The organism is Citrobacter sp. RHBSTW-00887 (genome assembly GCF_013728095.1).
Taxonomy (GTDB): domain Bacteria; phylum Pseudomonadota; class Gammaproteobacteria; order Enterobacterales; family Enterobacteriaceae; genus Citrobacter; species Citrobacter braakii.
Genome location: NZ_CP056267.1, coordinates 4,684,387 through 4,708,239 on the forward strand (window position 1 = coordinate 4,684,387; position 23,853 = coordinate 4,708,239).

Annotated in this window: 28 protein-coding genes; 11 read left to right on the forward strand and 17 right to left on the reverse strand. The window is 52.7% G+C overall.

Features of this window, described 5'->3' with window-relative positions; all coding sequences use genetic code 11:
* The first annotated feature begins 139 nt into the window (after positions 1–139).
* On the forward strand, positions 140–2,083 hold the full coding sequence (gene cpdB, locus HV314_RS22265; RefSeq protein ID WP_016155525.1) for a 2',3'-cyclic-nucleotide 2'-phosphodiesterase: 1,944 nt from the start codon (positions 140–142) through the stop codon (positions 2,081–2,083).
* Positions 2,084–2,131: 48 nt separating this feature from the next.
* Here cpdB and HV314_RS22270 read toward each other — a convergent pair whose 3' ends face one another.
* Positions 2,132–2,536, reverse strand: coding sequence for a winged helix-turn-helix transcriptional regulator (locus HV314_RS22270; protein ID WP_016151443.1), 405 nt, complete (start codon positions 2,534–2,536; stop codon positions 2,132–2,134).
* A gap of 85 nt (positions 2,537–2,621) precedes the next feature.
* Here HV314_RS22270 and HV314_RS22275 point away from each other — a divergent pair, with 85 nt between their 5' ends.
* From HV314_RS22275 to HV314_RS22285, 3 genes are all read left to right on the forward strand, one after another.
* The gene (locus HV314_RS22275; protein ID WP_016155524.1) at positions 2,622–3,470 is read left to right on the forward strand and encodes an SDR family oxidoreductase; all 849 of its coding nucleotides are present in this window, start codon (positions 2,622–2,624) and stop codon (positions 3,468–3,470) included.
* An 81-nt stretch (positions 3,471–3,551) separates the two neighbouring features.
* Positions 3,552–4,376, forward strand: coding sequence for an AraC family transcriptional regulator (locus HV314_RS22280; RefSeq protein ID WP_049270628.1), 825 nt, complete (start codon positions 3,552–3,554; stop codon positions 4,374–4,376).
* A gap of 76 nt (positions 4,377–4,452) precedes the next feature.
* Positions 4,453–5,418, forward strand: a complete 966-nt coding sequence (locus tag HV314_RS22285) for a DMT family transporter (protein ID WP_016151440.1) — start codon at positions 4,453–4,455, stop codon at positions 5,416–5,418.
* A 63-nt stretch (positions 5,419–5,481) separates the two neighbouring features.
* Here HV314_RS22285 and HV314_RS22290 read toward each other — a convergent pair whose 3' ends face one another.
* Positions 5,482–7,035: a methyl-accepting chemotaxis protein gene (locus HV314_RS22290; protein WP_181546752.1), complete on the reverse strand. Its 1,554-nt coding sequence runs from the start codon at positions 7,033–7,035 to the stop codon at positions 5,482–5,484.
* Between the two features lie 244 nt (positions 7,036–7,279).
* Here HV314_RS22290 and ytfE point away from each other — a divergent pair, with 244 nt between their 5' ends.
* A complete protein-coding gene (ytfE, locus tag HV314_RS22295) occupies positions 7,280–7,942 on the forward strand; it encodes an iron-sulfur cluster repair protein YtfE (RefSeq protein ID WP_003025690.1) in 663 nt (220 codons plus the stop codon).
* A gap of 80 nt (positions 7,943–8,022) precedes the next feature.
* On the opposite strand, the gene cycA is transcribed toward ytfE, so the two are convergent.
* On the reverse strand, positions 8,023–9,432 hold the full coding sequence (cycA, locus tag HV314_RS22300) for a D-serine/D-alanine/glycine transporter (protein ID WP_016151437.1): 1,410 nt from the start codon (positions 9,430–9,432) through the stop codon (positions 8,023–8,025).
* A gap of 309 nt (positions 9,433–9,741) precedes the next feature.
* Positions 9,742–10,362, reverse strand: coding sequence for an FKBP-type peptidyl-prolyl cis-trans isomerase (gene fklB, locus HV314_RS22305; RefSeq protein ID WP_003025685.1), 621 nt, complete (start codon positions 10,360–10,362; stop codon positions 9,742–9,744).
* A 219-nt stretch (positions 10,363–10,581) separates the two neighbouring features.
* Here fklB and HV314_RS22310 point away from each other — a divergent pair, with 219 nt between their 5' ends.
* The gene (locus HV314_RS22310; RefSeq protein ID WP_016151435.1) at positions 10,582–11,232 is read left to right on the forward strand and encodes a LysM-like peptidoglycan-binding domain-containing protein; all 651 of its coding nucleotides are present in this window, start codon (positions 10,582–10,584) and stop codon (positions 11,230–11,232) included.
* A gap of 54 nt (positions 11,233–11,286) precedes the next feature.
* On the opposite strand, the gene HV314_RS22315 is transcribed toward HV314_RS22310, so the two are convergent.
* The 6 genes from HV314_RS22315 to HV314_RS22340 all read right to left on the reverse strand — a co-directional run bounded on the left by HV314_RS22315 (position 11,287) and on the right by HV314_RS22340 (position 14,717).
* Positions 11,287–12,210: a DMT family transporter gene (locus HV314_RS22315; protein WP_019078212.1), complete on the reverse strand. Its 924-nt coding sequence runs from the start codon at positions 12,208–12,210 to the stop codon at positions 11,287–11,289.
* A 143-nt stretch (positions 12,211–12,353) separates the two neighbouring features.
* Entirely contained in the window at positions 12,354–12,803 is a 450-nt protein-coding gene (gene rplI, locus HV314_RS22320; protein ID WP_003025676.1) for a 50S ribosomal protein L9, read from the reverse strand.
* 41 nt (positions 12,804–12,844) lie between these two features.
* The gene (gene rpsR / locus HV314_RS22325; RefSeq protein WP_000135199.1) at positions 12,845–13,072 is read right to left on the reverse strand and encodes a 30S ribosomal protein S18; all 228 of its coding nucleotides are present in this window, start codon (positions 13,070–13,072) and stop codon (positions 12,845–12,847) included.
* A gap of 4 nt (positions 13,073–13,076) precedes the next feature.
* Positions 13,077–13,391: a primosomal replication protein N gene (gene priB, locus HV314_RS22330; RefSeq protein ID WP_003025674.1), complete on the reverse strand. Its 315-nt coding sequence runs from the start codon at positions 13,389–13,391 to the stop codon at positions 13,077–13,079.
* 6 nt (positions 13,392–13,397) lie between these two features.
* Positions 13,398–13,793, reverse strand: a complete 396-nt coding sequence (gene rpsF, locus HV314_RS22335; RefSeq protein ID WP_016151433.1) for a 30S ribosomal protein S6 — start codon at positions 13,791–13,793, stop codon at positions 13,398–13,400.
* A 159-nt stretch (positions 13,794–13,952) separates the two neighbouring features.
* Positions 13,953–14,717, reverse strand: coding sequence for a TSUP family transporter (locus HV314_RS22340; RefSeq protein ID WP_016151432.1), 765 nt, complete (start codon positions 14,715–14,717; stop codon positions 13,953–13,955).
* 297 nt (positions 14,718–15,014) lie between these two features.
* Between HV314_RS22340 and yjfY the strand changes: the two genes are divergently transcribed.
* The gene (gene yjfY / locus HV314_RS22345) at positions 15,015–15,290 is read left to right on the forward strand and encodes a DUF1471 family protein YjfY (protein WP_016155520.1); all 276 of its coding nucleotides are present in this window, start codon (positions 15,015–15,017) and stop codon (positions 15,288–15,290) included.
* A 130-nt stretch (positions 15,291–15,420) separates the two neighbouring features.
* Here the strand turns inward: yjfY and HV314_RS22350 are convergent, their stop codons facing one another.
* From HV314_RS22350 to ulaA, 6 genes are read right to left on the reverse strand one after another with little or no spacing between them, the layout of a single operon-like run.
* Positions 15,421–16,107: an L-ribulose-5-phosphate 4-epimerase gene (locus HV314_RS22350; protein WP_181546754.1), complete on the reverse strand. Its 687-nt coding sequence runs from the start codon at positions 16,105–16,107 to the stop codon at positions 15,421–15,423.
* The gene (locus HV314_RS22355) at positions 16,107–16,961 is read right to left on the reverse strand and encodes an L-ribulose-5-phosphate 3-epimerase (protein WP_181546756.1); all 855 of its coding nucleotides are present in this window, start codon (positions 16,959–16,961) and stop codon (positions 16,107–16,109) included. The genes HV314_RS22350 and HV314_RS22355 overlap by 1 nt, the downstream gene beginning before the upstream one ends.
* A gap of 9 nt (positions 16,962–16,970) precedes the next feature.
* A complete protein-coding gene (ulaD, locus tag HV314_RS22360; RefSeq protein ID WP_046275837.1) occupies positions 16,971–17,621 on the reverse strand; it encodes a 3-keto-L-gulonate-6-phosphate decarboxylase UlaD in 651 nt (216 codons plus the stop codon).
* Positions 17,622–17,633: 12 nt separating this feature from the next.
* Positions 17,634–18,101, reverse strand: coding sequence for a PTS ascorbate transporter subunit IIA (gene ulaC, locus HV314_RS22365; RefSeq protein WP_016151427.1), 468 nt, complete (start codon positions 18,099–18,101; stop codon positions 17,634–17,636).
* Positions 18,102–18,112: 11 nt separating this feature from the next.
* Positions 18,113–18,418, reverse strand: coding sequence for a PTS ascorbate transporter subunit IIB (gene ulaB, locus HV314_RS22370; protein ID WP_016151426.1), 306 nt, complete (start codon positions 18,416–18,418; stop codon positions 18,113–18,115).
* A gap of 15 nt (positions 18,419–18,433) precedes the next feature.
* Positions 18,434–19,831, reverse strand: coding sequence for a PTS ascorbate transporter subunit IIC (gene ulaA / locus HV314_RS22375; RefSeq protein ID WP_016155515.1), 1,398 nt, complete (start codon positions 19,829–19,831; stop codon positions 18,434–18,436).
* A 367-nt stretch (positions 19,832–20,198) separates the two neighbouring features.
* Between ulaA and ulaG the strand changes: the two genes are divergently transcribed.
* Positions 20,199–21,263, forward strand: coding sequence for an L-ascorbate 6-phosphate lactonase (ulaG, locus tag HV314_RS22380; protein WP_181546758.1), 1,065 nt, complete (start codon positions 20,199–20,201; stop codon positions 21,261–21,263).
* A 106-nt stretch (positions 21,264–21,369) separates the two neighbouring features.
* Positions 21,370–22,125, forward strand: coding sequence for an HTH-type transcriptional regulator UlaR (gene ulaR / locus HV314_RS22385; protein ID WP_003025646.1), 756 nt, complete (start codon positions 21,370–21,372; stop codon positions 22,123–22,125).
* On the opposite strand, the gene yjfP is transcribed toward ulaR, so the two are convergent.
* The gene (gene yjfP, locus HV314_RS22390; RefSeq protein ID WP_016155514.1) at positions 22,122–22,871 is read right to left on the reverse strand and encodes an esterase; all 750 of its coding nucleotides are present in this window, start codon (positions 22,869–22,871) and stop codon (positions 22,122–22,124) included. The two genes, ulaR and yjfP, sit on opposite strands and share 4 nt — an antisense overlap.
* A gap of 181 nt (positions 22,872–23,052) precedes the next feature.
* On the opposite strand from yjfP, the gene bsmA reads away from it, so the two are divergent.
* Positions 23,053–23,382 carry a biofilm peroxide resistance protein BsmA gene (gene bsmA, locus HV314_RS22395; protein WP_181546760.1) on the forward strand — a complete coding sequence of 110 codons (330 nt, stop codon included), beginning with the start codon at positions 23,053–23,055 and terminating at the stop codon, positions 23,380–23,382.
* A gap of 147 nt (positions 23,383–23,529) precedes the next feature.
* Positions 23,530–23,805: a DUF1471 family protease activator YjfN gene (gene yjfN, locus HV314_RS22400; RefSeq protein WP_016151420.1), complete on the forward strand. Its 276-nt coding sequence runs from the start codon at positions 23,530–23,532 to the stop codon at positions 23,803–23,805.
* Positions 23,806–23,853: the final 48 nt, after the last annotated feature.

Here is a 23,853-nt window from a genome sequence, read left to right on the forward strand (position 1 = left end):
CCGATCGCCAAAGGATCCGCCAACTGTGATAGCGTCTGCGGTTTTAAACGCTATATTCATGTCATGATTCACAGTTCTGTAAGCAAGAAGATTTATATACATTTTCTTTTGTGGCTTAGATCTTAAAAGGATGCCCCTGATGATTAAGTTTAGTGCAACGTTTCTGGCCACGCTGATTGCAGCCAGCGTCAATGCCGCGACCGTCGATCTGCGTATAATGGAAACCACTGATTTGCATAGCAATATGATGGATTTCGATTATTACAAAGATACGCCGACTGAAAAATTTGGCCTGGTTCGTACGGCAAGCCTGATCAACGCAGCACGTGGTGAAGTCAAAAACAGCGTGCTGGTTGATAACGGTGATCTGATTCAGGGCAGCCCGCTCGGGGATTATATGGCGGCCAAGGGGCTGAAAGCGGGCGAAACGCATCCGGTATATAAGGCACTGAATACGCTGGATTACGCAGTGGGTAACCTTGGCAACCATGAATTTAACTACGGTCTTGAGTATCTGCACAACGCGCTAGCCGGGGCGAAGTTCCCATACGTTAACGCCAATATCATCGACGTTAAGACCAAAAAGCCGCTGTTTACTCCTTATCTGATCAAAGAGACTGAGGTTGTCGATCAGGAAGGAAACAAGCAGACGCTGAAAATTGGCTATATCGGTTTTGTGCCGCCGCAGATCATGACCTGGGATAAAGCCAACCTCAGCGGCAAAGTGACGGTGAATGACATTACGGAAACCGCACGTAAATACGTGCCGGAAATGCGAGCCAAAGGTGCCGATGTCGTGGTGGTGGTTGCTCACTCCGGGCTTTCTGCCGACCCATACCAGGCGATGGCGGAAAACTCCGTTTACTACCTCAGTGAAGTTCCGGGCGTGGATGCCATTATGTTTGGTCACGCTCACGCCGTTTTCCCGGGGAAAGACTTTGCCAACATCAAAGGCGCAGATATCACAACAGGCACGCTCAATGGCGTTCCTGCGGTGATGCCGGGCATGTGGGGCGATCACCTGGGGGTGGTGGATTTAGTGCTGAATAACGACAGCGGTAAATGGCAGGTTACGCAGGGGAAAGCGCAGGCGCGCCCGATTTATGACGCCGCGGCCAAAAAATCACTGGCTGGCGAAGACCAAAAAATCGTTGAGATCCTAAAAGCCGATCACGATGCCACGCGTGAGTTTGTCAGCAAGCCAATCGGTAAATCTGCCGACAACATGTACAGCTATCTGGCGCTGGTTCAGGACGACCCGACCGTGCAGGTGGTGAATAACGCGCAGAAAGCCTATGTGGAACATTTTATCCAGGGCGATCCGGACCTGGCAAAACTACCGGTACTTTCCGCCGCTGCGCCGTTTAAAGTCGGTGGACGCAAGAACGATCCGGCCAGCTTTGTCGAAGTCGAAAAAGGTCAGCTTACCTTCCGTAACGCCGCTGATTTGTATCTCTATCCCAATACCCTGGTCGTGGTGAAAGCCAGCGGTAAAGAGGTGAAAGAGTGGCTGGAATGTTCCGCCGGGCAGTTTAATCAGATTGATATCCACAGCAGCAAACCACAGTCGTTAATTAACTGGGATGGCTTCCGTACCTATAACTTCGACGTGATTGACGGCGTGAATTATCAGATTGATGTTTCACAACCCGCTCGCTATGACGGTGAATGCCAGACGATTAACCCGCAAGCGGAGCGTATTAAAAATCTGACCTTTAACGGCAAACCGATCGATCCGAACGCAACCTTCCTCGTCGCGACCAACAACTACCGCGCCTACGGCGGTAAGTTTGCCGGGACCGGCGACAGCCACATCGCGTTTGCATCACCAGATGAAAACCGCTCGGTGCTGGCAGCATGGATAGGTTCCCAGACAAAGAGCGCAGGCGAAATTCATCCAGCGGCAGATAACAACTGGCGTCTGGCGCCGATTCACAGCGAGACACAACTGGATATTCGCTTTGAAACATCACCGTCTGATAAAGCCGCTGCGTTTATCAAAGAGAAAGGCCAGTATCCACTGAAGAAAGTCGCTACCGATGACATCGGCTTCGCCATTTATCAGTTGGATTTGAGTAAGTAAGACCACGCCGGGTGGCGCTGCGCCATCCGGCAAGCCCGACCAGGTCGTTTACGCTGATGCCGGGACGTCTTCGTTCTTAACGGTATGATTTGCCAAAACCTGCGGCAAATTCACCTCTATCCAGTCCGCCAGCGCTGCGACTTTTTCGCTCACCTGCTCACCCAACGGTGTCAGGCTATACTCCACATGCGGCGGTACCACTGGATATGACACCCGATTGATAAACCCGTCCTGTTCTAACGCCTGCAGGGATTGCGCCAGCATTTTTTCACTGACGCCGCCCATCTTACGGCGCAAATCGCTGAAACGGTGCGTACCGTCGCGCAGCGCCACCAGAATCAATACACCCCAGCGGCTGGTGACGTGTTTTAACACCTCGCGGGAGGGACACTGCTCGGCAAACAAGTTGCCATCACGTAATTGCTGGGAGAGCGTCAAAGCTGTCATTTTCATACTAACCTTTTTGTGCGTACTTACTAAAAGTAAGCTTAGGTGTTAATGTGATTAAACACAAGACCAATACCAAAGGAGTTATCCTATGATCGCGATTACTGGTGCCACTGGCCAACTGGGCCAACACGTTATTGAAACGCTACTGAAAACCGTTCCTGCCAGCCAGATTGTGGCTATTGTGCGTAATCCTGCTAAAGCGACGGCGCTTAGCCAGCAGGGCATTACCGTTCGTCAGGCGGATTACAGCGATGAAGCTGCCTTTACCACGGCCTTACAGGGGATAGACAAGTTACTGCTAATCTCCTCCAGCGAAGTGGGACAACGTGCCCCGCAGCATCGCAACGTGATTAACGCGGCGAAAGCGGCCCACGTGAAATTTATCGCCTACACCAGCCTGCTGCACGCCGATCGCTCCCCGCTGGGGCTGGCTGATGAGCATGTCGCAACCGAGAAGATGCTGGCTGAATCCGGTATCGCGTACGCGCTGCTGCGTAACGGTTGGTACACCGAAAACTATCTCGCCAGCGCACCAGCCGCGCTGGAACACGGCGTGTTTATTGGGGCGGCGGGAGAAGGCAAAATCGCCTCGGCGACCCGTGCCGACTATGCCGCTGCCGCTGCGCGCGTCATCAGTGAAGACGGTCATGCCGGTAAAATCTATGAACTGGCGGGCGACGCAGGCTGGACCCTGAGCCAGCTGGCGGCCGAACTGGCAAAACAGAGCGGTAAAAAAGTGGTGTATCAAAACCTGAGCGAAGCTGATTTTGCCGCCGCGCTGAAAAGTGTAGGTCTGCCTGCCGGACTGGCGGACATGCTGGCTGACTCAGACGTTGGTGCCTCTAAAGGTGGCCTCTTCGACGACAGCCATACGCTGAGCAAACTGATTGGTCGCCCAACCACGTCGCTGGCAGACAGCGTCAAAGGCATCGTGTAAGTGTTAAAAATTAGTTAATTGTGGTGGCATCCCCGCGCATCCTCTCTGATAATGACATGATGATGCGTGGGGAGAGAATACGTGCAAGGTGTACCTGAGCAGTTTATTGATGAGAAAGACAGCGCCCGCTTTCGCCATCTGGCACAGGTGCCGGGCGTTGAGCTGTATCATGCGCACATCTCGCGTTACGCCTTTGAACCCCACACCCATGAAGCGTTTGGTATTGGCGCGATAGAAGCCGGAGCCGAACGTTTTCGCTATCGCGGCACGCAGTACGTGGCCCCCGCCCATTCCGTCGTCACCATGAATCCCGATGAGCTACATACCGGCGAAGCGGAAACCGCCGACGGCTGGCGCTATCGGATGATCTATCTTGAGCCCGAGCTTCTGGAAGAAGTCACCGGGATCCGCCACTGGTGGTTTCATGACGTAACGCGTCACGATCCGCTACGCTCGCGCCAGATCTGCTCGCTGATCCATGGCCTGTGGAACACTGAGGATCCGCTGGCGCAAAAAGGGCTATTACTCGATCTGATCGACACGTTCCAGCCGCTGGCCCGCCATGCGCCGGTATTACCGGAGGGAGCGCATCGCTTTGAGCGGGTACGCGAGTATTTGCACGATAATTATATGCACCCGGTCACGCTCGACGAACTGGCGCGGGTTGCAGCGCTGAGTCCCTGGCATTTTCAGCGCCAGTTTAAATCTCATTTCCACGTCACGCCGCACCAGATGCTGATGGCGATCCGCCTGTGGCGAGCCAAAGGTTTTCTCACTCACGGAATGCCCGCCGCGGAGGTCGCTGCCGCAACCGGCCTCACCGACCAGTCGCATCTCACCCGCGCGTTTACCCATCGCTACGGTATTACGCCGGTACGTTATCAGAAACAAGTCGTCCGGCGTTGAACAGCAATCTCATACAATACGGCTGCATTTTTCCTGCCTACACTCGACTTATTGTTAAGCGATGTGGATGTCAAAAATGATTAGCGGCGTGTTGTATGCCCTGCTGGCTGGGCTGATGTGGGGATTAATTTTTGTTGGGCCGCTGATTGTACCGGAATACCCGGCGGTATTGCAGTCGATGGGGCGCTATCTGGCGCTGGGGCTGATAGCGTTGCCGATTGCCTGGCTGGGACGTGTGCGCTTGCGTCAGTTGACGCGTAAAGACTGGGTCACTGCGCTGGCGCTAACGATGATGGGTAATCTGATTTATTACGTTTGCCTGGCAAGCGCCATCCAGCGCACTGGCGCGCCGGTTTCAACGATGATTATTGGTACATTGCCGGTTGTGATCCCGGTCTTCGCTAACCTGCTCTACAGCCAGCGCGACGGCAAATTATCATGGTGGCGTCTGTCGCCTGCGCTGGTGCTGATTGGTATCGGTCTGCTGTGCGTGAATATCTCGGAGCTGAATCAAGGCTTACCCGACTTTAGCGGCTGGCGTTATGGTTCTGGAATCGCGCTGGCGCTGATCTCGGTAGTGTGTTGGGCGTGGTATGCGCTGCGTAATGCCCGCTGGCTGCGCGAGAATCCAGATAAGCACCCGATGATGTGGGCGACGGCCCAGGCACTGGTAACGTTGCCTGTTTCTCTGCTCGGTTATATTGCAGCCTGCCTGTGGCTGAACGGGCAAACGCCGGACTTTGCCCTGCCCTTCGGCCCACGTCCGGGCGTGTTTATCGGCCTGATGATAGCGATTGCGGTATTATGTTCGTGGGTTGGCGCACTGTGCTGGAACGTCGCCAGCCAAAAATTGCCGACGGTGATCCTCGGCCCGCTGATTGTCTTCGAAACGCTGGCTGGCCTGGTGTACACCTTTATCCTGCGCCAGGAATTTCCACCGCTGCTGACGGTAAGCGGCATTGCGCTGCTGATTGTTGGGGTGGTGATAGCCGTCAGAGCCAAACCACAGAAACCAAGCGTCGTCGTGGTTCCACAATCATAATGGCCCAGACGGCGCTGCGCTAATCCGACCTACAAGATATTATTTTGTAGGTCGGAGTAGACGTTAAACTTTAAACACCGCTACGGTCTGATTCAGTCGTGCTGCCTGCTCTTCGAGCGCAGCGGCGGCGGAAGCGGACTCCTCCACCAGCGAGGCGTTTTGCTGCGTCACGCGATCCATCTCGGCAACCGCCTGACCTACCTGATCGATACCCCGGCTCTGTTCATCAGAGGCCGAGGCTATCTCGCCCATGATGTCGGTCACACGGGTCACGGCGCTCACAATTTCCGCCATCGTTTCACCCGCTTCATGCACCAGCGCCGTACCGGCATTCACCCGATTCCCCGAGTCATCAATCAGCGCCTTAATCTCTTTCGCCGCCTGAGCGCTACGCTGTGCCAGTGTACGGACCTCGCCAGCGACCACGGCAAACCCGCGCCCCTGCTCGCCCGCACGCGCCGCTTCTACTGCCGCGTTCAGCGCCAGAATATTGGTCTGGAAGGCAATGCCGTCGATAACATTGGTAATTTGCGCGATTTTGCTGGAACTGGTGGCGATTTCATCCATCGTACGCACCACGCCATCAACCACGGTTCCGCCTTTCTGCGCCGTCTGTGAGGCATTTTTTGCCAGACTGGTCGCCTGACGCGCGTTATCCGCGTTCTGCTTCACGGTAGCGGTGAGTTGTTCCATGCTGGCAGCAGTCTCTTCCAGAGAGGCGGCCTGCTGCTCGGTACGTGAAGAGAGATCGTTACTGCCGGCGGCAATTTCACCTGCGCCGGTATAGATGGTGTCAGCCCCGTCACGCACCACGCTGACTGTGTTCGCCAGCGCCTGCTGCATGTCGCGAACGTTGACTGCCAGCAGCGCCATCTCATTGCTGCCATCTGCGTTGATGCTGTGCGTCAAATCACCCGCAGCAATGTGGCGAATATGCCCCATCACTTCGTGGAGAGGCTTGAGCAGCACTCGCTGCATCGCCAGCCAGCTGGCGATAATCACGGTGACGACAATCAGCATCACGGCAGACAGCAGCCAGATTATCTTCTGGTAATCACTCTCATTGTCCTGCACCCCGGCAGTGGCCAGCGCCGTTTGCGCGCTACGCCATTCCCGATAGACTTCCTGCATGGCTGTTTGCTTTTGCTCGGCATTCTGCTTGAACATCTCTTCCAGCTTACCTTCAGCCAGCAGCGCGTTCATTTTAGCCAGCGTCTCAGAATAGATGCCGTACTGCTCTTCCAGTCGATCGGCCAGATGTTCATCAAGCCCCGGCGTTTCCGGCAGGGCGTAGTATTTATCGTAATGCTCTTTCGATTCGGCCAACAGGCGATTTGCCGTGTTCACCAGTTCCTTCAACTGACCGCCGTTAATCTCGCTAGCCATCGTTCCCTGTAAACGCAACATGCCCCGGTTGAGCGTGACGCGAGCCTGGTTCAGGCTAATCCACGCATCGGTAAACTCGGCCACGTTCTGGCTGGAAAGCTGAGAGACGTTAAAGTTTTGCTTATCGTTATTGAGCGCGCCAATAAAGACGCCCGCGGAGATGAGCTGCATCGCGCCAAGGGCGAGTAACACGGTGATAAGTAGGGTTATCACTTTGATTCGTTTAAACATCTGTAGCCTTTTATTATGCAGGTATTGTCTGAGGTCTAACTATCGGCAGCGGCGTGCGCTTATTTAATCCTGTCGCGCGGCTTTTTTCGCCATCCCTCTCCTTTCTAATAAGATTCAGCACCTTAACGAAACAAGAAATTTTCGTGACATTCCTCACAAAACACCCCACCCCGAAAGGGTTATATCCTTCGCCATAAGTTGTATTTAAAATACATCTTATATTATTGAGAATGAGGTAACGGCAATGTCTTATCGCGATCAACCTTTAGGTGAACTGGCGCTCTCTATTCCTCGCGCTTCGGCCCTGTTTCGTAAATACGATATGGATTACTGCTGCGGCGGTAAGCAAACGCTGGCACGCGCTGCTGCGCGTAAAGAGCTGGATTTAGACGTTATTGAGGCACAGCTCGCGCAGTTGGCTGAACAGCCGCTGGAGAAAGACTGGCGTACCGTGGCACTGGCTGAAATCATCGATCATATCATCGTGCGTTATCACGACAGACACCGCGAACAGCTGCCGGAACTGATTCTGCAGGCCACGAAAGTTGAACGCGTTCACGCAGATAAACCGAACGTACCACGCGGTCTGGCGAAAAACCTGACCATGCTGCATGAAGAGCTGTCCAGCCATATGATGAAAGAAGAGCAGATCCTGTTCCCGATGATCAAACAGGGCATGGGTAGCCAGGCGATGGGACCAATCAGCGTGATGGAAAGCGAACATGACGATGCCGGTGAACTGGTCGAAGTGATCAAACACATCACCCATAACGTGACGCCGCCGCCAGAAGCCTGCACCACCTGGAAAGCCATGTATAACGGCATTAACGAGATGATCGACGACTTGATGGAACACATTAGTCTGGAAAATAATGTGTTGTTCCCGCGAGCTCTCGCCGGGGAGTAAAGATATCGCCGGATAGCGCTAACGCGAATCCGGCCTACGGAATTCAGGCCCGGTAAGCATCGCGCTACCGGGCACTAAAATTAACGCATACCTGCCATACGTTTCTTACCGATAAACAACCAACCCAGACCCAGCGCGATGAACCACAGCGGCGTCACGATCAGCGCCTGGCGGGTATCATCTTCCAGCGTCAGCAGTACCAGTACGAAGACGAAGAACGCCATACATACCCAGCACATCAGCTTGCCTAGCGGCATCTTGTAGATTGATTTTTCATGCAGGTGCGGACGCTGCTTGCGGTACACCAGGTACGAGCAAAGAATGATGGTCCAGACGAACATGAACAGAATCGCCGACACGGTAGTGATCATGGTGAACGCGCCAATCACGCTCGGGTTCACGTAAAGCATCACCACGCCGCCCAGCAGACAGATACAGGAGAAGGTTAAACCTTTCGCCGGAACTGCGCGTTTAGACAGTTTGGCAAACGCTTTAGGCGCTACGCCTTCCTGTGCCAGGCCGAACAGCATACGGCTGGTAGAGAACACGCCACTGTTTGCGGAAGAAGCAGCTGAAGTCAGCACCACAAAGTTGATCAGGCTCGCCGCGGCAGGCAGACCGACCAGCACAAACAGTTCAACGAATGGGCTCTTGGTTGGCACTACCGAGCTCCACGGTGTTACGGACATAATCACGATCAGCGCAAAAACGTAGAACATGATGATACGGATCGGAATCGAGTTAATGGCGCGCGGCAGAGATTTCTCCGGGTCCTTGGTTTCCGCTGCGGTCGTTCCCACCAGCTCAATACCCACAAACGCGAACACGGCTATCTGGAAGCCAGCAAAGAAGCCGCTCAGACCTTTCGGGAACCAGCCACCGTCATTCCACAGATGCGTGAACGATGCCTGAACGCCGGTTGGCGACTGGAAGTGCGTCAGCACCATCACCAGACCAACGACAATCAGGCCGATGATGGCGACGATTTTGATCATCGCAAACCAGAACTCCATCTCACCGAACATTTTTACAGTGGCAAGGTTGAGGCTCAGCAGCAGCACGATCACCGCCAGCGAGGCGACCCAGTCTGAAAGTTCGGGGAACCAGAATTGCGCATACGCCGTAATGGCGACAACGTCTGCCATCCCGGTAACAACCCAGCAGAACCAGTAAGTCCAGCCGGTAAAATACCCGGCCCATGGCCCGAGCAGATCAGAGGCGAAATCACTAAAAGATTTGTACTCCAGATTCGAGAGCAGCAATTCACCCATTGCACGCATCACGAAAAACAGCATAAAACCGATGATCATATACACAAAGATGATCGACGGTCCGGCGAGGCTGATGGTTTTACCAGAGCCCATAAACAGGCCGGTACCAATAGCGCCACCAATGGCAATAAGTTGAATATGACGGTTTGTGAGATTGCGCCGTAGCGACTGTTCAGACGAAGCCTCTTCAGCGGCGTCGACTTTTACCTGATCTACCATGTTTTTTCTTCCTGTACCTGTCTGTGTTGTTCAGGCTCTACGGCCTTTAGTGTGTCTATGATACGACGTTCCTGATTATCAGGACTCATCGATATTAGGTAAGAATTGGCGGGATGAATACTAAGATTTAGATATAATGTTAATTTAATGTTTAAAGTGAGTGTCATATCACTCTGATAGCGCGAATCAGCTCACAAAAATACACGCTAACGAGGCATTTGCAAAATAAAATATCGACAACCACGTAACTATAGCTTTTCACGCTATTTTTTTGTTCCCCCCGGCCTCGGAGGGAACAGAAGTCACTGCTTACAGGATCTCAAGCAGCTCAACGTCGAACACCAGCGTGCTGAACGGAGGAATGGACGCACCAGCGCCACGCTCGCCGTAAGCCAGTTCCTGAGGAATAGTCAGTTCCCATTTGGAACCTACCGGCATCAGGGTCAGCGCTTCAATCCAGCCAGGGATCACGCCGTTAACCGGGAATTCAGCCGGTTCGCCGCGTGCGACAGAGCTGTCAAACACGGTACCGTCGATCAGTTTACCGGTGTAATGCACGCGAACGCGGTCAGTACGCGCTGGAATAGCACCTTCGCCCTGAGTCAGAACACGGAACTGCAAACCGGATTCAGTGCTGTTCACACCCTCTTTCTCACGGTTTTCTTCCAGATATTTGACGCCATCAGCCGCCATAGCCTGGAAACGCTCGCGACGTACTGCATCAGCGCGTTCGTGGATTTCACGCAGTGCGCGATGCACAACATCAACCGGCACTGCCGGGTGCTTACCTTCCAGCGCGTCAGCGATACCCGCTACCAGCGCTTCAGGCAACAGTCCTTCCAGTCCGGATTCACTCAGCTGTTGTCCTACCTGCAAACCAATGCCGTAGCTTGCTTGCGCTTCGATAGTGTCAAAAGTCGGGTTAGCCATCATATTTCCTTTCATCGGATGTAAAGTAGCGGGCAGCATATCAGCCATGCCGCATCCGGTAAAACTTTGTCTCGGGAACAGATGACAAATCGCGAGGAAACATAAACAATAGGAATACCCCGCGTTGACGTCACGAAAGCGGGTAATATGACGAACATCATAGCATTAGCCATCTATACTCTATGATCGAGGAACGAGACGCGGAGCAGGAGGAAAGCCATGCCCGGGCGCTTTGAATTAAAACCAACCCTGGCGAAAATCTGGCATGCACCGGACAATTTTCGCATTATGGATCCGCTACCGCCTATGCACCGACGCGGCATTATAATTGCTGCTATCGTGCTGGTGATAGGCTTCCTGCTGCCCTCCAGTGACACCAGCGATGCCCCTGTGGTTACGCGTACTGCCCAGCTGGATTTACAGTCACAGTCGCAGCCACCGACCGAAGCTCAACTGCAGGCACAGTTGGTCGCCCCGCAAAACGATCCGGGCCAGGTCGCTCCGCTTGCCCCAGAGCCAATCCAGGAAGGAGAACCAGACGCGCAGCCGCAGGCTCAGCAATCTCAGCCGCAGACGCAACCTTTCCAACAGGATAGTGGAATTGAGCAGCAGTGGCGCTCCTATCGCGTAGACTCGGGCAAAACGCTGGCGCAGGTATTCCGTGACCATAACCTCCCGCCAACCGATGTATACGCAATGGCGCAGGTTGAAGGTGCCGGAAAACCGCTGAGCAACCTGAAAGACGGCCAGATGGTACAAATCAGGCAGAATGCCAACGGCGTGGTAACGGGATTAACCATTGATACCGGTAATGGTCAGCAGGTACTGTTTACTCGACAACCTAACGGCAGTTTTATTCGCGCCCGTTAACCAGCACACCTGTAGACCTGATAAACACAGCGCATCAGACATCAAGGTGAAGCGTCAGCGCTTCACCTTGTTCACCCACCAGATCCCGGAACAGACCAGCACCAGCGCCAGCGCATATTTCCATTCGAGAATGTTTTCGCCGAGGAATATCGCCGACAGAACCGCCCCCGAAACCGGGATCAGGAAGTTAAACGGCGCAATCATCCCCACGCGGTTATGCTTGAGCAGAATACTCCATAACGCAAAAGCGACCGAAGAGAGTAACGTCAGGTAGCCCAGAATCGCCACTGAAGACGCGCCGTGTACGGTCAGCGTGCCACCAAAAGCGTAGCCGCCGATAACCAGCGCCAGACCGCCGACACCCAACTGATATCCTGTCATTACCGTCGGGTCTACCGTCTGAGAAATGCGTTTACCGTATAACGTGGCGGCAGAAAGAATAAAGGCCGCCATCACCACTGAACCGTCCCCTAACAGGCTGAAGCTAAAATCCAGTCCGCTGCTAAAGTTCACCACCATTACGCCGGTAAAACCCAGGATACAGCCCAGCACTTTGTTGTAGCTCAGCTTGTCGTTCTGATAGATAAAATGGGCCAGCAGCACGCTGAAGAAGGTGCCGGTCGCGTTCATGATCGACCCTTTGACCCCCGTCGTGAACGCCAGGCCAATATAGAAGAAGATGTATTGCAGCGAGGTTTGCGTCAGTCCCAACAGCGTGAGCTGACCGTACTGACGCGGGCTTAACCGGCCAATCGGTTTACGCTGCGCCACCGCCAGCAATAGCAGCAATAATCCAGCAAACAGGAAGCGATAGCCGGCAAAGACAATTTTTGAGGGAATGTCATCCGTGGCAATCTGGAAGATCTCATATCCGCTTTTGATCGCCGGATAGGCGCTCCCCCACAGCAGACAGCAGAACGCTGCGCTCAGGTAGACAACATTTTTACGCGCAAACAGAGGTTGGTGCGTTGGTTCCATTCCATCACCACTTTGAAATAATGTTTTATTTTTATGATTATCCCGAAAAGGATAAAGAATAGCCAGAGCGAAAAGCGGAGGGAACAGAAAAGCAAAACGCCGACACAAGGCCGGCGCTTTTACGCGGTAATCAGAATAAAAACTTATTCTGCAACTACGTTTACAGTCAGCTTAGCAAACACTTCGCTGTGAACCTGGAAGCTCACTTCGTGCTCACCAGTGGTACGCAGAACGCCGTTCGGCAGACGAACTTCGCTCTTAGCTACTTCAACGCCAGCTGCAGTTACAGCGTCAGCGATGTCGCGAGTACCGATGGAACCGAACAGTTTACCTTCGTCGCCAGCTTTAGACGCGATGGTTACGGTTTCCAGTGCGTTGATTTTCTCAGCACGAGCTTCAGCAGCAGACAGAACGTCAGCCAGTTTAGCTTCCAGCTCAGCGCGACGCGCTTCGAAAAATTCAACGTTTTTCTTGGTAGCAGGAACAGCTTTACCCTGTGGTACCAGGAAGTTACGAGCATAGCCCGCTTTAACGTTAACCTGATCACCCAGGCTACCCAGGTTTGCTACTTTATCAAGCAGAATAACTTGCATTACCTTATCCTCTCAAAGTCGTATTAATGGACCGTGACCGATTACTGATGACGATCAGTGTACGGCAGCAGGGACAGGTAGCGAGCGCGTTTGATAGCGCGAGCCAGCTGACGCTGGTATTTTGCACGGGTACCGGTGATACGGCTTGGGACAATCTTACCGCTTTCGGTGATGTAGTTTTTCAGCGTAGCGATATCTTTATAGTCGATCTCTTGAACGCCTTCCGCGGTGAAACGGCAGAACTTGCGACGACGGAAATAACGTGCCATATGGCTAGTCTCCAGAATCTATCAATTCAATCTGCTCGGCATGCAGAACCATTTTGCTCAGGCCGTTCTTTGCCTTGTGGCAAGAGATGAACCCCTGAACGGTCACTGCGCTACCGACCGTTATACTGTGAGTAATGGCCTGGTTTTCGTGTCCGCTAATAATAACGGGCATTTGGCACCACGCCTGCCGGTGAAACCCGGCTTCCTCCTGCACAGAACGATGCTCAAGCACGAACTGGCAATGAGGAATTCCTGATGGACTGACCTTTCGAAGGGGAGCCCTGCACACAGTGCCGGACAACGCCAGACGGTTGGTCATCAGAAATTACTCTTCAGAATCCCCAGCTTCAGCATCATCTGCGGTTTCGTTAGCGAAATCATCGCGACGTTCACGACGCTCGTCTTTCGCTTTAACCATCGGAGATGCTTCGGTAACAGCGTGTTTAGTACGCATAACCATGCTGCGGATAACGGCATCGTTGAAGCGGAAGGTAGTTTCCAGCTCATCGATCACTTCCTGCGGCGCTTCAACGTTCAGCAGAACGTAGTGAGCTTTGTGCAGTTTGTTGATCGGGTAAGCCAGCTGACGGCGGCCCCAGTCTTCCAGACGGTGGATCGTGCCTTCTGCACCAGTGATGGCAGCAGTGTAGCGTTCGATCATACCCGGAACCTGTTCGCTCTGGTCAGGATGGACCATAAAAACGATTTCGTAATGACGCATCGAATTGCTCCTTACGGATTATTCAGCCTCCTGTCTGGGTCAGCCGAGGCCCGGGGAGGCAAGGAACGTGTTAAAGGTCGGCTGAAAAATTGACGCGTCATAATACTGGCGCCTGCCACTAAACTCAAGGTAATTGTACGATTATTTATCATGTCGCCATTAATACATATCCAGCAGCATTTTGACGCTGATGCAAATGGAGACAATGACAATCATGGGTCGGATAACTTTCTTGCCGCGCGTTAGTACGACCGTCGCGCCAAGACGTGCGCCGAGGGACTGCCCGGCAAACATCACCAGCCCCAGTGACCAGATCATTTTACCGCCAAAAATGAAGAACAATATCGAGGCGATGTTGGATGCCAGGTTAATAAAATTCGAGTGAATTTGCGCCTTATCGATGCTGTATCCCCACAGCAGGATATAGCTGAGGGTATAAAAGGAGCCAGCCCCGGCACCGAGAAAACCGTCATAAAAGCCAATGCATCCCCCGCCGATCAACGAGAAGAGAAACAGGGATACCTGCTGCTTTCTTTTCGGTTCGCTGAGATTTGGCGCAAAAATAAAGTAGATAGCGACCGCGATAATCAGGATCGGGAGCAGTTTCTTCAGCAGCTCCGGTTCAATGAACTGGATAAGCGTCGTTCCCATCGCAGAACCGATAAAGGCAGATAAAAACACATACTTGTGCTCCTGCACGTTGATATGCCCCCGGCGTAAAAAATAAATCCCGGAGGTCAGCGAGCTGCCCAGCGCCTGAATTTTATTGGTTGCCAGCGCATTCGCCGGGGGTAAACCAGAAATTAACAGTGCGCCAATCGAGAGAAAACCACCGCCGCCCGACACCACGTTAATAAAGCCTGCCACCAGCGCGACCATAAACATAATCACAAAGTAGCTGAAATCCATGAATGAAGTATCCATAAGTTTTTGCCTTATTATCATAAAGTTATATTAATTATCCGGCTCACTATAAACGGCGTACTCACCCGATTAAATTGACTATTTGGTAAGTGCTTATGCGCGAAAGACAGGTATTTTTCACCGCGCGGTACACACCAGCGGCCTGTTAATAAAAGAAAAGATGGCTATGCGGTAATTTTTTGAACAACTGCATCAGAAATGGTCGCTATCGACTGCGCCGGTAACGGTTAAAATTACATCAGAAGCTAATCACTCACAGGAGAGAGGCAACCAGAGACCGCAGTCGAGGAGGTACATATGCGAGCCCGTGTTTTGACCCTTCTGGCTATGCTTTTGCTTAGTGCAAATGCAACGGCAGCCATCAAAATTGACAATCATCAGGCCAGGAATATGGATGATGTGCAGAGCTTAGGCGTCATTTACATAAATCATAACTTCGCCACTGAAAGTGAAGCCACTCAGGCCCTGAATGAAGAGACCGATGCGCAAGGCGCAACCTACTACCACGTGATCCTCACCAGGGAACCCGGTAGTAACGGAAATATGCACGCCAGTGCAGATATTTACCGCTAGCACCAGAAATAACCAACGAGAACATTGCCGCAGTTTAATTTGCCCCCATCACAGGGGGCTTTTTTTGCAACAAAGTCCCACAGCCAGATCAATAACATCCCCTGAATGATTGGGCTCCAGCACTTAGTCGTTACTTCTGTCCGTAATAGGCGTTTGTGCCGTGCTTACGCATGAAATGCTTATTCATCAGATAACTGTCTATGGGGCTAAGAGCCGGATTAATGCCACGCGCAATCCATGCCATTTTTGCCACTTCCTCCATCACCACGGCGTTATGTACCGCGTCGTGAGCATCCTTGCCCCAGGCAAACGGGCCATGCTGGTACACCACTACGCCAGGCGTATGCAAAGGTTCCACCTCCCCCAGCGTTTCGACAATCACCTTACCGGTATTTAGCTCATACTCGCCCTGAACTTCAGCTTCAGTTAACGCCCTGGTGCAGGGAATATCGCCAAAGAAGTAATCCGCATGCGTCGTGCCGAACGAGGGAATTGCCAGACCCGCCTGCGCCCATGCCGTCGCGTGCGTTGAGTGGGTGTGCACCACGCCGCCGAGAGAAGAATAGCGGCGATACAGCTCCAGATGGGTGGCGGTATCAGAAGAAGGACGATAGCGCCCTTCCACTACGTTGCCGGCCAGATCCACTACCACCATGTCATCTATCTGCATCGTTTGGTAGTCGACGCCGCTAGGCTTAATCACCACCAGAGCGCGCTCGCGGTCAATGGCGCTGACGTTCCCCCAAGTGAACGTCACCAGCCCGTAGCGCGGCAAATCCATATTGGCCTCAAAAACCTGCTGTTTAAGTTTTTGCATTACACCGCCTCCACCAGACCTGCGCTGGCCATTCGCGCCTTCACCCAGTCGCGCGCCTTCGCGACTTCACGTGCCGGGTCGTCCGACGTTTCACTCCACATCTCAATCAGGTATGGTCCGCAGTACCCACTCTGTTTGAGCGTCGCAAAACAACGTTCGAACTCAACAACCCCTTCACCAAACGGCACATTTTTGAATACACCAGGTTTGGTATCCTTCACGTGTACGGCAACGATATGACCCATCCCAGCCTGCAGCTCCATCTGCACGTCGTTATCCCACGCCGACAAATTGCCAATATCGGGATACAACTGGAACCATGGATTGTTGAGATAGTGGGCATAACCCAGTGCCTTGCTGATCGAATTCATCAGCGGATAATCCATGATTTCCATCGCCAGCGTCACCTGCGCGCGGCTCGCCATCTCCACGCTCTCTTTCAGCCCATCGCGAAACCGACGACGCGTTTCGTTATTGGCCTGCTGGTAATAGACGTCGTAACCCGCCAGTTGAATAACGCGAATACCGATATCCTGCGCAAACTGAATGGCTTTGCGCATGATCTCCAGCCCCTGTTCGCGCACCGCATCATCTTCACTGCCAAGCGGGAAACGACGATGAGCGCTCAGGCACATGGACGGTACGCGTATCCCTGTCTCGGCGATAGCGGCCACCAGCGCCAGTCGCTGCTCGCGGCGCCAGTCAAGACGCGCCAGGCGATCGTCGGTCTCATCAACAGATATTTCAATAAAATCAAAGCCCAGTTCCTTCGCCAGCTGCAAGCGTTCCAGCCAGCACTCCCCGCCGGGGAGCGCTTTTTCATAGATACCGAGCGGGACCTGTTTCGACAGCATAATCGCTCCTTATCCCCACAGTTGGGCGATGGAACGTTTGAACTGACGCGCAGCGTCTACCGGAGAGGCGGCATCGCGAATGCTGCGTCCGGCAATAAAAACGTGGATAGGGATCCCCTGGAACAGCGGCAGATCCTCCAGCGCCAGGCCGCCGGTGACGGTGACTTTAAAGCCCATATCAGAAAGGCGTTTGATGGCGCTGATATCTGCCTCTCCCCACGCCACACCCGCTGCCTGCGCGTCACGGCTGCGGTGATATACCACTTGCCCAATGCCCGCGTCCCGCCACTCCTGTGCCTGCTCCCAGGTCCAGTAACCAGTCAGTTCAATCTGCACGTCGCCGTTAAATTCTTTCGCCACCTCCAGCGCCCCCCTGGTGGTGTTGATATCCGCACAGCAGATGACGGTAACCCAGTCAGCGTTGGCTTCGAAACACATGCGCGAGAGGATTTTACCCGCGTCGGCGATTTTGGCATCCGCCAGCACAATTTTATGCGGATAAAGCGCCTTCAGATCGCGTACGGCGCGCACCCCCTCTGCCACGCAAAGAATCGTGCCCACCTCAATGATATCGACCTCTTCGGCAATCAGACGCGTCGTTTCATAGGCGGAAGACATTGATTGGTTATCCAGCGCAACCTGCAACATAGGTAATGACATTTTGGTATCCTTTTAAACAGCCGCCGCAGTGGCGTTATCAATTAAATCCAGCACTTCCTGCGCGGTACGGCAGGCACGTAAACGGTCGAAATTGGCTTCGTCGTCAAAGAGATTCACGATCTGCATGATGCCGACTTCCTGATGTGTATTGGCGTCTACTGCCGCCATGGTGATCAGGATGTCGACCGGGTCGTTATCTTCGTGGTTAAACACCAGCGGTGTTTTCAGCGTCACCAGCGCAAAACCGGTTTTCTTGACCCCTTCCTCCGGACGGCCGTGCGGCATTGCCAGGCCGGGCGCAATCACAAAATACGGGCCGAACTGTTCGACTCCGTCGAGGATGGCCTGGTAGTAGCGTGGTTCAACCACATCAGCCTTAACCAGCAGATCCACGCTCAGCTTTACCGCTTCCTGCCAGGAACTGGCCTCGGCCTGTAAAAGGATGGCGTTATTGTCTGCCAGCGAATCACGTAATTTCATAGGCCGCCTCCTTACTTCACGTCCTGAGGGAAATGCGCGTTGATCACTTCCAGCAGTTTTGGTCCAAAATCGGCGGGAGACAGCATATTGCGTACGCCAACAACATATTTATTGCCCGATACGGTAATCTCACCGGCGATATGGGTAGAAGCGATGATGATATCCGCGCCGCTCAGTTCACTTTTGTATTCGCCTACTGCGCAACTGTTTACCGTATGGTCAATATTTGACTGGGTTAAAAACTGATCCACCTTCATCTTCATGATCATGGAACTCCCCTGCCCATTGCCACATACAGCCAAAATACGTACGGTCATAATCGGAACTCCTTATTAAGCAGAGTGTTCTGCCAGTTGTTTTTCTGCGTCTTCCTCAGCGCGCAAGGTGCGTCCTGCGAAAAACATATAAGCCAGTGCAATCAGAATAATGACGGCCATAAACACGATGCCGATGGAGGCAAAGCCCTGCATCATCGGCGGCGCCAGAATTGACCAGTCCGCCATGCCCATCCAGGCGCTCATACCGGTGAGCTTCACCGCCCAGACGCAGCCGAAGATTTCGATCATCCCCATCACCAGGCAAATCTTGAGTGCCGCACGCCAGCCGCCAAAGTGGTTAGCAAACACGCCGATAGTCGCGTTCGAGAAGAACATCGGAATAAAGCCAGGGATAATCAGAATAGAAGAGCCGCAACCCACCAGGATGCCCACCGCAATCAGTTGGCCGATGGTGCCCCACATAAAGCCCCAGACCACCGCGTTGGGCGCAAAGCTATAAATCGCCGCGCAGTCGATAGCCAGCACTGCACCCGGGATCAGACGTTGAGAGATACCGTTGAACGCTTCTGAAAGCTCAGCAACGAACATACGAACGCCCTGAGTGATGATGAAAATAGCGACGGCAAACGAAAAACCGGTCTGCAGGATATAGACCGTCCAGTGGGTTTTACCCGCCATCGCCTGAACCACATCAATACCGAAAGAGAGCAGGATCGCGCCGAAGAAGAGGGTCATAACAATCGCGGTAGAAACGATGTTGTCATGGAAGATATTCAGCCAGCCCGGCAGCTTCAGATCTTCAACACTCTCCTCTTTCTTACCCAGATAAGGCGCGACTTTGTAGGCAATCCATGAAGCGAACTGCTGCTGGTGACCGATGGAAAAACCGCAGCCGTCGGTCACTTCCTGCGTCGGCTTGTACATCATATTGGAGGTAATGCCCCAGTAGAGGGACACCAGCACCGCGGTGCAGATGATGGTGGTCCACATCGGGTAACCGAAGATGTAGAGAGAGACGGCAATCAGGCCCGCCTGCTGGAACATTATGTGGCCGGTCAGCATGATGGTGCGAATGCCGGTAATACGCCGTAGCAGTACGTAACAAATATTCAGCGCCAGCGCCAACAGCACAGCATAACCCACCCAACTATAGGCATCGCCCATACGTTCGATGGTTGCCATCATGGAGGCATAGGTATCGGAAATCGCACCATTGATACCGTAAACTTCGGACATCTTCGCCACCACCGGTTTAAACGTGCTGGTCAGAATGCCCGATCCCGCTTGCAGCAACATAAAACCGATAATCGTTTTGATCGTGCCTTTGATAATAACGCTGACGCTTTTACGCAGCAGGATGTAACCAAGACAGGTCACAATACCCAACAGCAAGGGCGCGTTGGTCATAACCTGATTAAAAAAGACGGTAAAGATGTTGTAGAGGATCTCCATAACGATCTCCAGTAGACGAAGTTGCTGAACATTCATTACAGATGCCCAGGATGTTGTGCCCTCACTCTAATTTTCAAAAGTAATCACAACAAGATTGAATTTGATTAAATGTGATGCAGTACGCAAATAATTCACACACTTGCAGAGTGGCTTTACTTCTAATTCATCGCTTCCAAAATAAACTCTATTAAAACAATAAAATACAAAACAAACACTCAAGTAAACCATCCTGTCACGCTGTGATTCGCTCACATTTTCCCGCTGAACACCAAAAATCAACGCATTGCCTTCTTGAAAAAATGATGTCAATATCAATCAAAACAAATCATAAATTGACTTAATCTGAATAAATATGAAGGTAAATGCAATGAGTAAAGTAAAAAGCATCACGCGTGAATCATGGATCCTGAGCACATTCCCGGAGTGGGGAAGTTGGCTGAATGAAGAGATCGAACAGGAGCAGGTCGCCCCGGGCACATTCGCTATGTGGTGGCTTGGCTGTACCGGCATCTGGCTGAAGTCGGAAGGCGGGACGAACATTTGCGTCGATTTCTGGTGCGGGACAGGTAAACAGAGTCACGGTAACCCGCTAATGAAAACCGGCCACCAGATGCAACGCATGGCTGGGGTGAAGAAACTGCAGCCAAACCTGCGCACCACGCCGTTTGTTCTTGATCCGTTTGCAATTCGACAGATCGATGCGGTGCTGGCGACACACGATCATAACGATCACATCGACGTGAATGTCGCGGCCGCCGTCATGCAAAACTGCGCCGATGACGTGCCATTTATCGGGCCGCAAACCTGTGTGGATCTGTGGGTCGGTTGGGGTGTGCCAAAAGAGCGCTGCATCGTGGTAAAACCAGGCGATGTGGTGAAAGTGAAAGATATTGAAATTCATGCGCTTGACGCGTTTGATCGTACGGCATTAATCACGCTACCTGCCGATCAAAAAGCGGCAGGTGTGCTGCCGGATGGTATGGATGCCCGTGCGGTAAACTACCTGTTCAAAACACCGGGCGGTACGCTGTACCACAGCGGAGACTCGCACTACTCTAACTACTACGCAAAGCATGGCAACGAGCACCAGATCGACGTTGCGCTCGGCTCCTATGGTGAGAATCCGCGCGGGATTACGGACAAAATGACCAGCTCCGACATGCTGCGCATGGCGGAAGCGTTGAATACGAAAGTGGTGATCCCTTTCCATCATGACATCTGGTCAAACTTCCAGGCCGACCCTCAGGAGATCCGCGTACTGTGGGAGATGAAAAAAGATCGACTGAAGTATGGCTTTAAGCCGTTTATCTGGCAGGTGGGCGGTAAGTTCACCTGGCCGCTGGACAAAGACAACTTTGAATATCACTATCCGCGCGGCTTTGATGACTGCTTCACGATTGAACCGGATCTGCCGTTTAAATCCTTCTTGTGACCCCTACAAAATGCCGGGCTATTCCGGCATTTTTTCCCATTTACTTTAGTATTTCCAGGCTATTTCAAATATCATCTTTTCAAATCAATTTGTATCGGAATAGCTCATGACTGAAGCACAAAGACATCAAATATTGCTGGATATGCTGGCGCAGTTGGGCTTTGTTACCGTTGAGAACGTGATTGAGCGTCTGGGGATTTCACCAGCCACAGCACGCCGGGACATCAATAAACTCGACGAAAGCGGCAAACTCAAGAAAGTCCGCAATGGCGCAGAAGCCATCACCCAGCAACGTCCGCGCTGGACACCTATGAATCTGCATCAGGCGCAGAACCACGATGAAAAAGTTCGCATTGCCAAGGCCGCATCCCAACTTGTAAATGCGGGTGAAAGCGTGGTGATCAACTGTGGATCAACCGCCTTCCTGCTTGGTCGTGAAATGTGTGGCAAGCCAGTGCAGATCATCACCAATTATCTGCCGCTGGCGAACTATCTGATCGACCAGGAACATGACAGCGTGATCATCATGGGAGGGCAATACAACAAAAGCCAGTCCATCACGCTTAGTCCGCAAGGCAGCGAAAATAGCCTGTATGCCGGACACTGGATGTTTACCAGCGGTAAAGGGTTGACCGCGGACGGACTGTATAAAACCGATATGCTAACCGCGATGGCTGAGCAGAAGATGCTTAACGTAGTGGGTAAACTGGTGGTGCTGGTCGATAGCAGTAAGGTCGGTGAACGCGCGGGGATGCTGTTCAGTCGCGCCGATCAAATCGATATGCTCATTACCGGCAAAAACGCTAACCCTGAGATTCTGCAACAACTTGAAGCTCAGGGCGTAAGCATCATGCGCGTTTAAAGGTGCTGGCGAAAAAACGTTACCGTCGCAGCCAGCGCCTCTGGCGTGATGCGGTGGCGCACGCCCGCTTCCCACAGGCAGGTTAAATTGTTATCCAGCCCTGCCTGAATCAGCGCCTGCTGTAAGCGGAAGGTTTCAACCGCGGGCACCACATCGTCCTCCTGTCCATGCCACAACAGCAACGGTCGGTCGGCCAGGCGTTGTAGTTGATGCGTAACGTCCCATTCGGCGAGCGGTGCGATAACGGCATCGAACTCTGCCTGCTGCTCTGGCGTCTGGACCCGTAAAGGGGGAAAAAGCGTTTGTGCAAGACGGGTAAAATAGCCCGAACCCATCAGGCTGGCTACACATTTAACCTCGGGATGGCGGGCCATAATGCCCAACGCCGTCATGCCTCCCATCGACGCCCCCGCAACAGCAAGTCTTTCATCTGATAGCCAATTTTCCGCCACCAGCGCCGCACGTAACGTCGTAAACTCCTGCATGTTTTGCTGCAATATATGCCAGAAGCGGAACATTCGCTCCTGAGCATCACCGTTGAAGCGGGCACCATGGTCAGGCGCATCGGGCATGACAACCCGGAATCCGGCCTGAGCCAGAGCAACGGCAAAATAGCTATAAACCAGACTTGAAGATGTAAACCCGTGATAGAAAATAATGCAAGGGAGTGAACACTCGCGTTTACCAGCCGGAACGGCGTGCAGGACAGGGATACCAGCCAACTGTCGTGTTTCAATTTCAATCATTTGTCGCCTCTTTTTTTCTGGTATGCCATGCAGCAATACTTAACGCAAGCGAATGTGTTCGGCAATGATTCATAATGTTGAGAACTGGGTTACGCTTTCGCAACATTTTCATTCGAAAATCGCGTGAGAGATAACACTTCGGGAACATTCCCCTAAAGGGAAATTGATAAGGCACTACACTATGGCTATCAGGAAACGAGATAGAGTTATGCGTCGGTTTGCCTCTTTATTGCTGGTGATGCTTTTAAGCGCCTGTAGCGTGCTACAGGGAACGCCGCAACCCGCACCGCCCGTTGCCGACCACCCGCAGGAGATCCGCCGTGACCAGAGTAATGGGTTACAGCGAATAGGAACGGTCAGCGCGCTGGTAAGAGGCTCTCCGGATGATGCGCTGGCAGAGATCCGTGACAAAGCCGTCGCGGCTAGAGCTGATTACTACGTGGTTTTATTAGTGGATGAAACCATCGTGACAGGCCAATGGTATTCACAGGCTATTTTGTATCGTAAATAACATTGGGTTGGAATTTAGTCAGCTTTACATTGCTTTGCGCCGCTATGCGTTTACCTGTGCACAATAAACCAACAGCAGGAAGCTTGAGGTTTATGATCGCGATGGAATGCCCTGCCGTGTGTAGGGGTACGAATAATGGAGCTGACGATGAAACAATCACTTGCCTTATCCTCACTGCTGCTTTCTGCCGGACTGGTAGGTACTACGGCGCAGTCTGCCGAGTTCGCCAGTGCTGACTGCGTTACAGGCCTGAACGAAATTGGCCTGATATCTGTCAGTAACATTGCAGGGAATCCGCAGGATGTAGAACGAGTTGTCGCGTTAAAAGCGGATGAACAGGGTGCCTCATGGTATCGGATCATTCAGATGTACGAAGACCAGCAGCCCGACAACTGGCGCGTACAGGCCATACTCTATGCTTAACAGATTGCCGGATGGCGTAAACTTATCCGGCCTACATTGAATGTAGGC

Excerpts from the sequence above, each read along its gene's own strand:
- yjfP (WP_016155514.1), bottom strand. The coding sequence starts at position 22,871 with ATGATTGAAATTGAAACACGACAGTTGGCTGGTATCCCTGTCCTGCAC.
- ulaC (WP_016151427.1), bottom strand. The coding sequence starts at position 18,101 with ATGAAATTACGTGATTCGCTGGCAGACAATAACGCCATCCTTTTACAG.
- rplI (WP_003025676.1), bottom strand. The coding sequence starts at position 12,803 with ATGCAAGTTATTCTGCTTGATAAAGTAGCAAACCTGGGTAGCCTGGGT.
- fklB (WP_003025685.1), bottom strand. The coding sequence starts at position 10,362 with ATGGCTAACCCGACTTTTGACACTATCGAAGCGCAAGCAAGCTACGGC.
- HV314_RS22285 (WP_016151440.1), top strand. The coding sequence starts at position 4,453 with ATGATTAGCGGCGTGTTGTATGCCCTGCTGGCTGGGCTGATGTGGGGA.
- HV314_RS22310 (WP_016151435.1), top strand. The coding sequence starts at position 10,582 with ATGCCCGGGCGCTTTGAATTAAAACCAACCCTGGCGAAAATCTGGCAT.
- HV314_RS22350 (WP_181546754.1), bottom strand. The coding sequence starts at position 16,107 with ATGCAAAAACTTAAACAGCAGGTTTTTGAGGCCAATATGGATTTGCCG.
- bsmA (WP_181546760.1), top strand. The coding sequence starts at position 23,053 with ATGGCTATCAGGAAACGAGATAGAGTTATGCGTCGGTTTGCCTCTTTA.
- ulaB (WP_016151426.1), bottom strand. The coding sequence starts at position 18,418 with ATGACCGTACGTATTTTGGCTGTATGTGGCAATGGGCAGGGGAGTTCC.
- HV314_RS22340 (WP_016151432.1), bottom strand. The coding sequence starts at position 14,717 with ATGGATACTTCATTCATGGATTTCAGCTACTTTGTGATTATGTTTATG.
- ulaG (WP_181546758.1), top strand. The coding sequence starts at position 20,199 with ATGAGTAAAGTAAAAAGCATCACGCGTGAATCATGGATCCTGAGCACA.
- HV314_RS22270 (WP_016151443.1), bottom strand. The coding sequence starts at position 2,536 with ATGAAAATGACAGCTTTGACGCTCTCCCAGCAATTACGTGATGGCAAC.
- rpsR (WP_000135199.1), bottom strand. The coding sequence starts at position 13,072 with ATGGCACGTTATTTCCGTCGTCGCAAGTTCTGCCGTTTCACCGCGGAA.
- HV314_RS22315 (WP_019078212.1), bottom strand. The coding sequence starts at position 12,210 with ATGGAACCAACGCACCAACCTCTGTTTGCGCGTAAAAATGTTGTCTAC.
- ulaD (WP_046275837.1), bottom strand. The coding sequence starts at position 17,621 with ATGTCATTACCTATGTTGCAGGTTGCGCTGGATAACCAATCAATGTCT.
- rpsF (WP_016151433.1), bottom strand. The coding sequence starts at position 13,793 with ATGCGTCATTACGAAATCGTTTTTATGGTCCATCCTGACCAGAGCGAA.
- cycA (WP_016151437.1), bottom strand. The coding sequence starts at position 9,432 with ATGGTAGATCAGGTAAAAGTCGACGCCGCTGAAGAGGCTTCGTCTGAA.
- ytfE (WP_003025690.1), top strand. The coding sequence starts at position 7,280 with ATGTCTTATCGCGATCAACCTTTAGGTGAACTGGCGCTCTCTATTCCT.
- yjfN (WP_016151420.1), top strand. The coding sequence starts at position 23,530 with ATGAAACAATCACTTGCCTTATCCTCACTGCTGCTTTCTGCCGGACTG.
- HV314_RS22275 (WP_016155524.1), top strand. The coding sequence starts at position 2,622 with ATGATCGCGATTACTGGTGCCACTGGCCAACTGGGCCAACACGTTATT.
- priB (WP_003025674.1), bottom strand. The coding sequence starts at position 13,391 with ATGACCAACCGTCTGGCGTTGTCCGGCACTGTGTGCAGGGCTCCCCTT.
- ulaA (WP_016155515.1), bottom strand. The coding sequence starts at position 19,831 with ATGGAGATCCTCTACAACATCTTTACCGTCTTTTTTAATCAGGTTATG.
- ulaR (WP_003025646.1), top strand. The coding sequence starts at position 21,370 with ATGACTGAAGCACAAAGACATCAAATATTGCTGGATATGCTGGCGCAG.
- cpdB (WP_016155525.1), top strand. The coding sequence starts at position 140 with ATGATTAAGTTTAGTGCAACGTTTCTGGCCACGCTGATTGCAGCCAGC.
- yjfY (WP_016155520.1), top strand. The coding sequence starts at position 15,015 with ATGCGAGCCCGTGTTTTGACCCTTCTGGCTATGCTTTTGCTTAGTGCA.
- HV314_RS22355 (WP_181546756.1), bottom strand. The coding sequence starts at position 16,961 with ATGCTGTCGAAACAGGTCCCGCTCGGTATCTATGAAAAAGCGCTCCCC.
- HV314_RS22290 (WP_181546752.1), bottom strand. The coding sequence starts at position 7,035 with ATGTTTAAACGAATCAAAGTGATAACCCTACTTATCACCGTGTTACTC.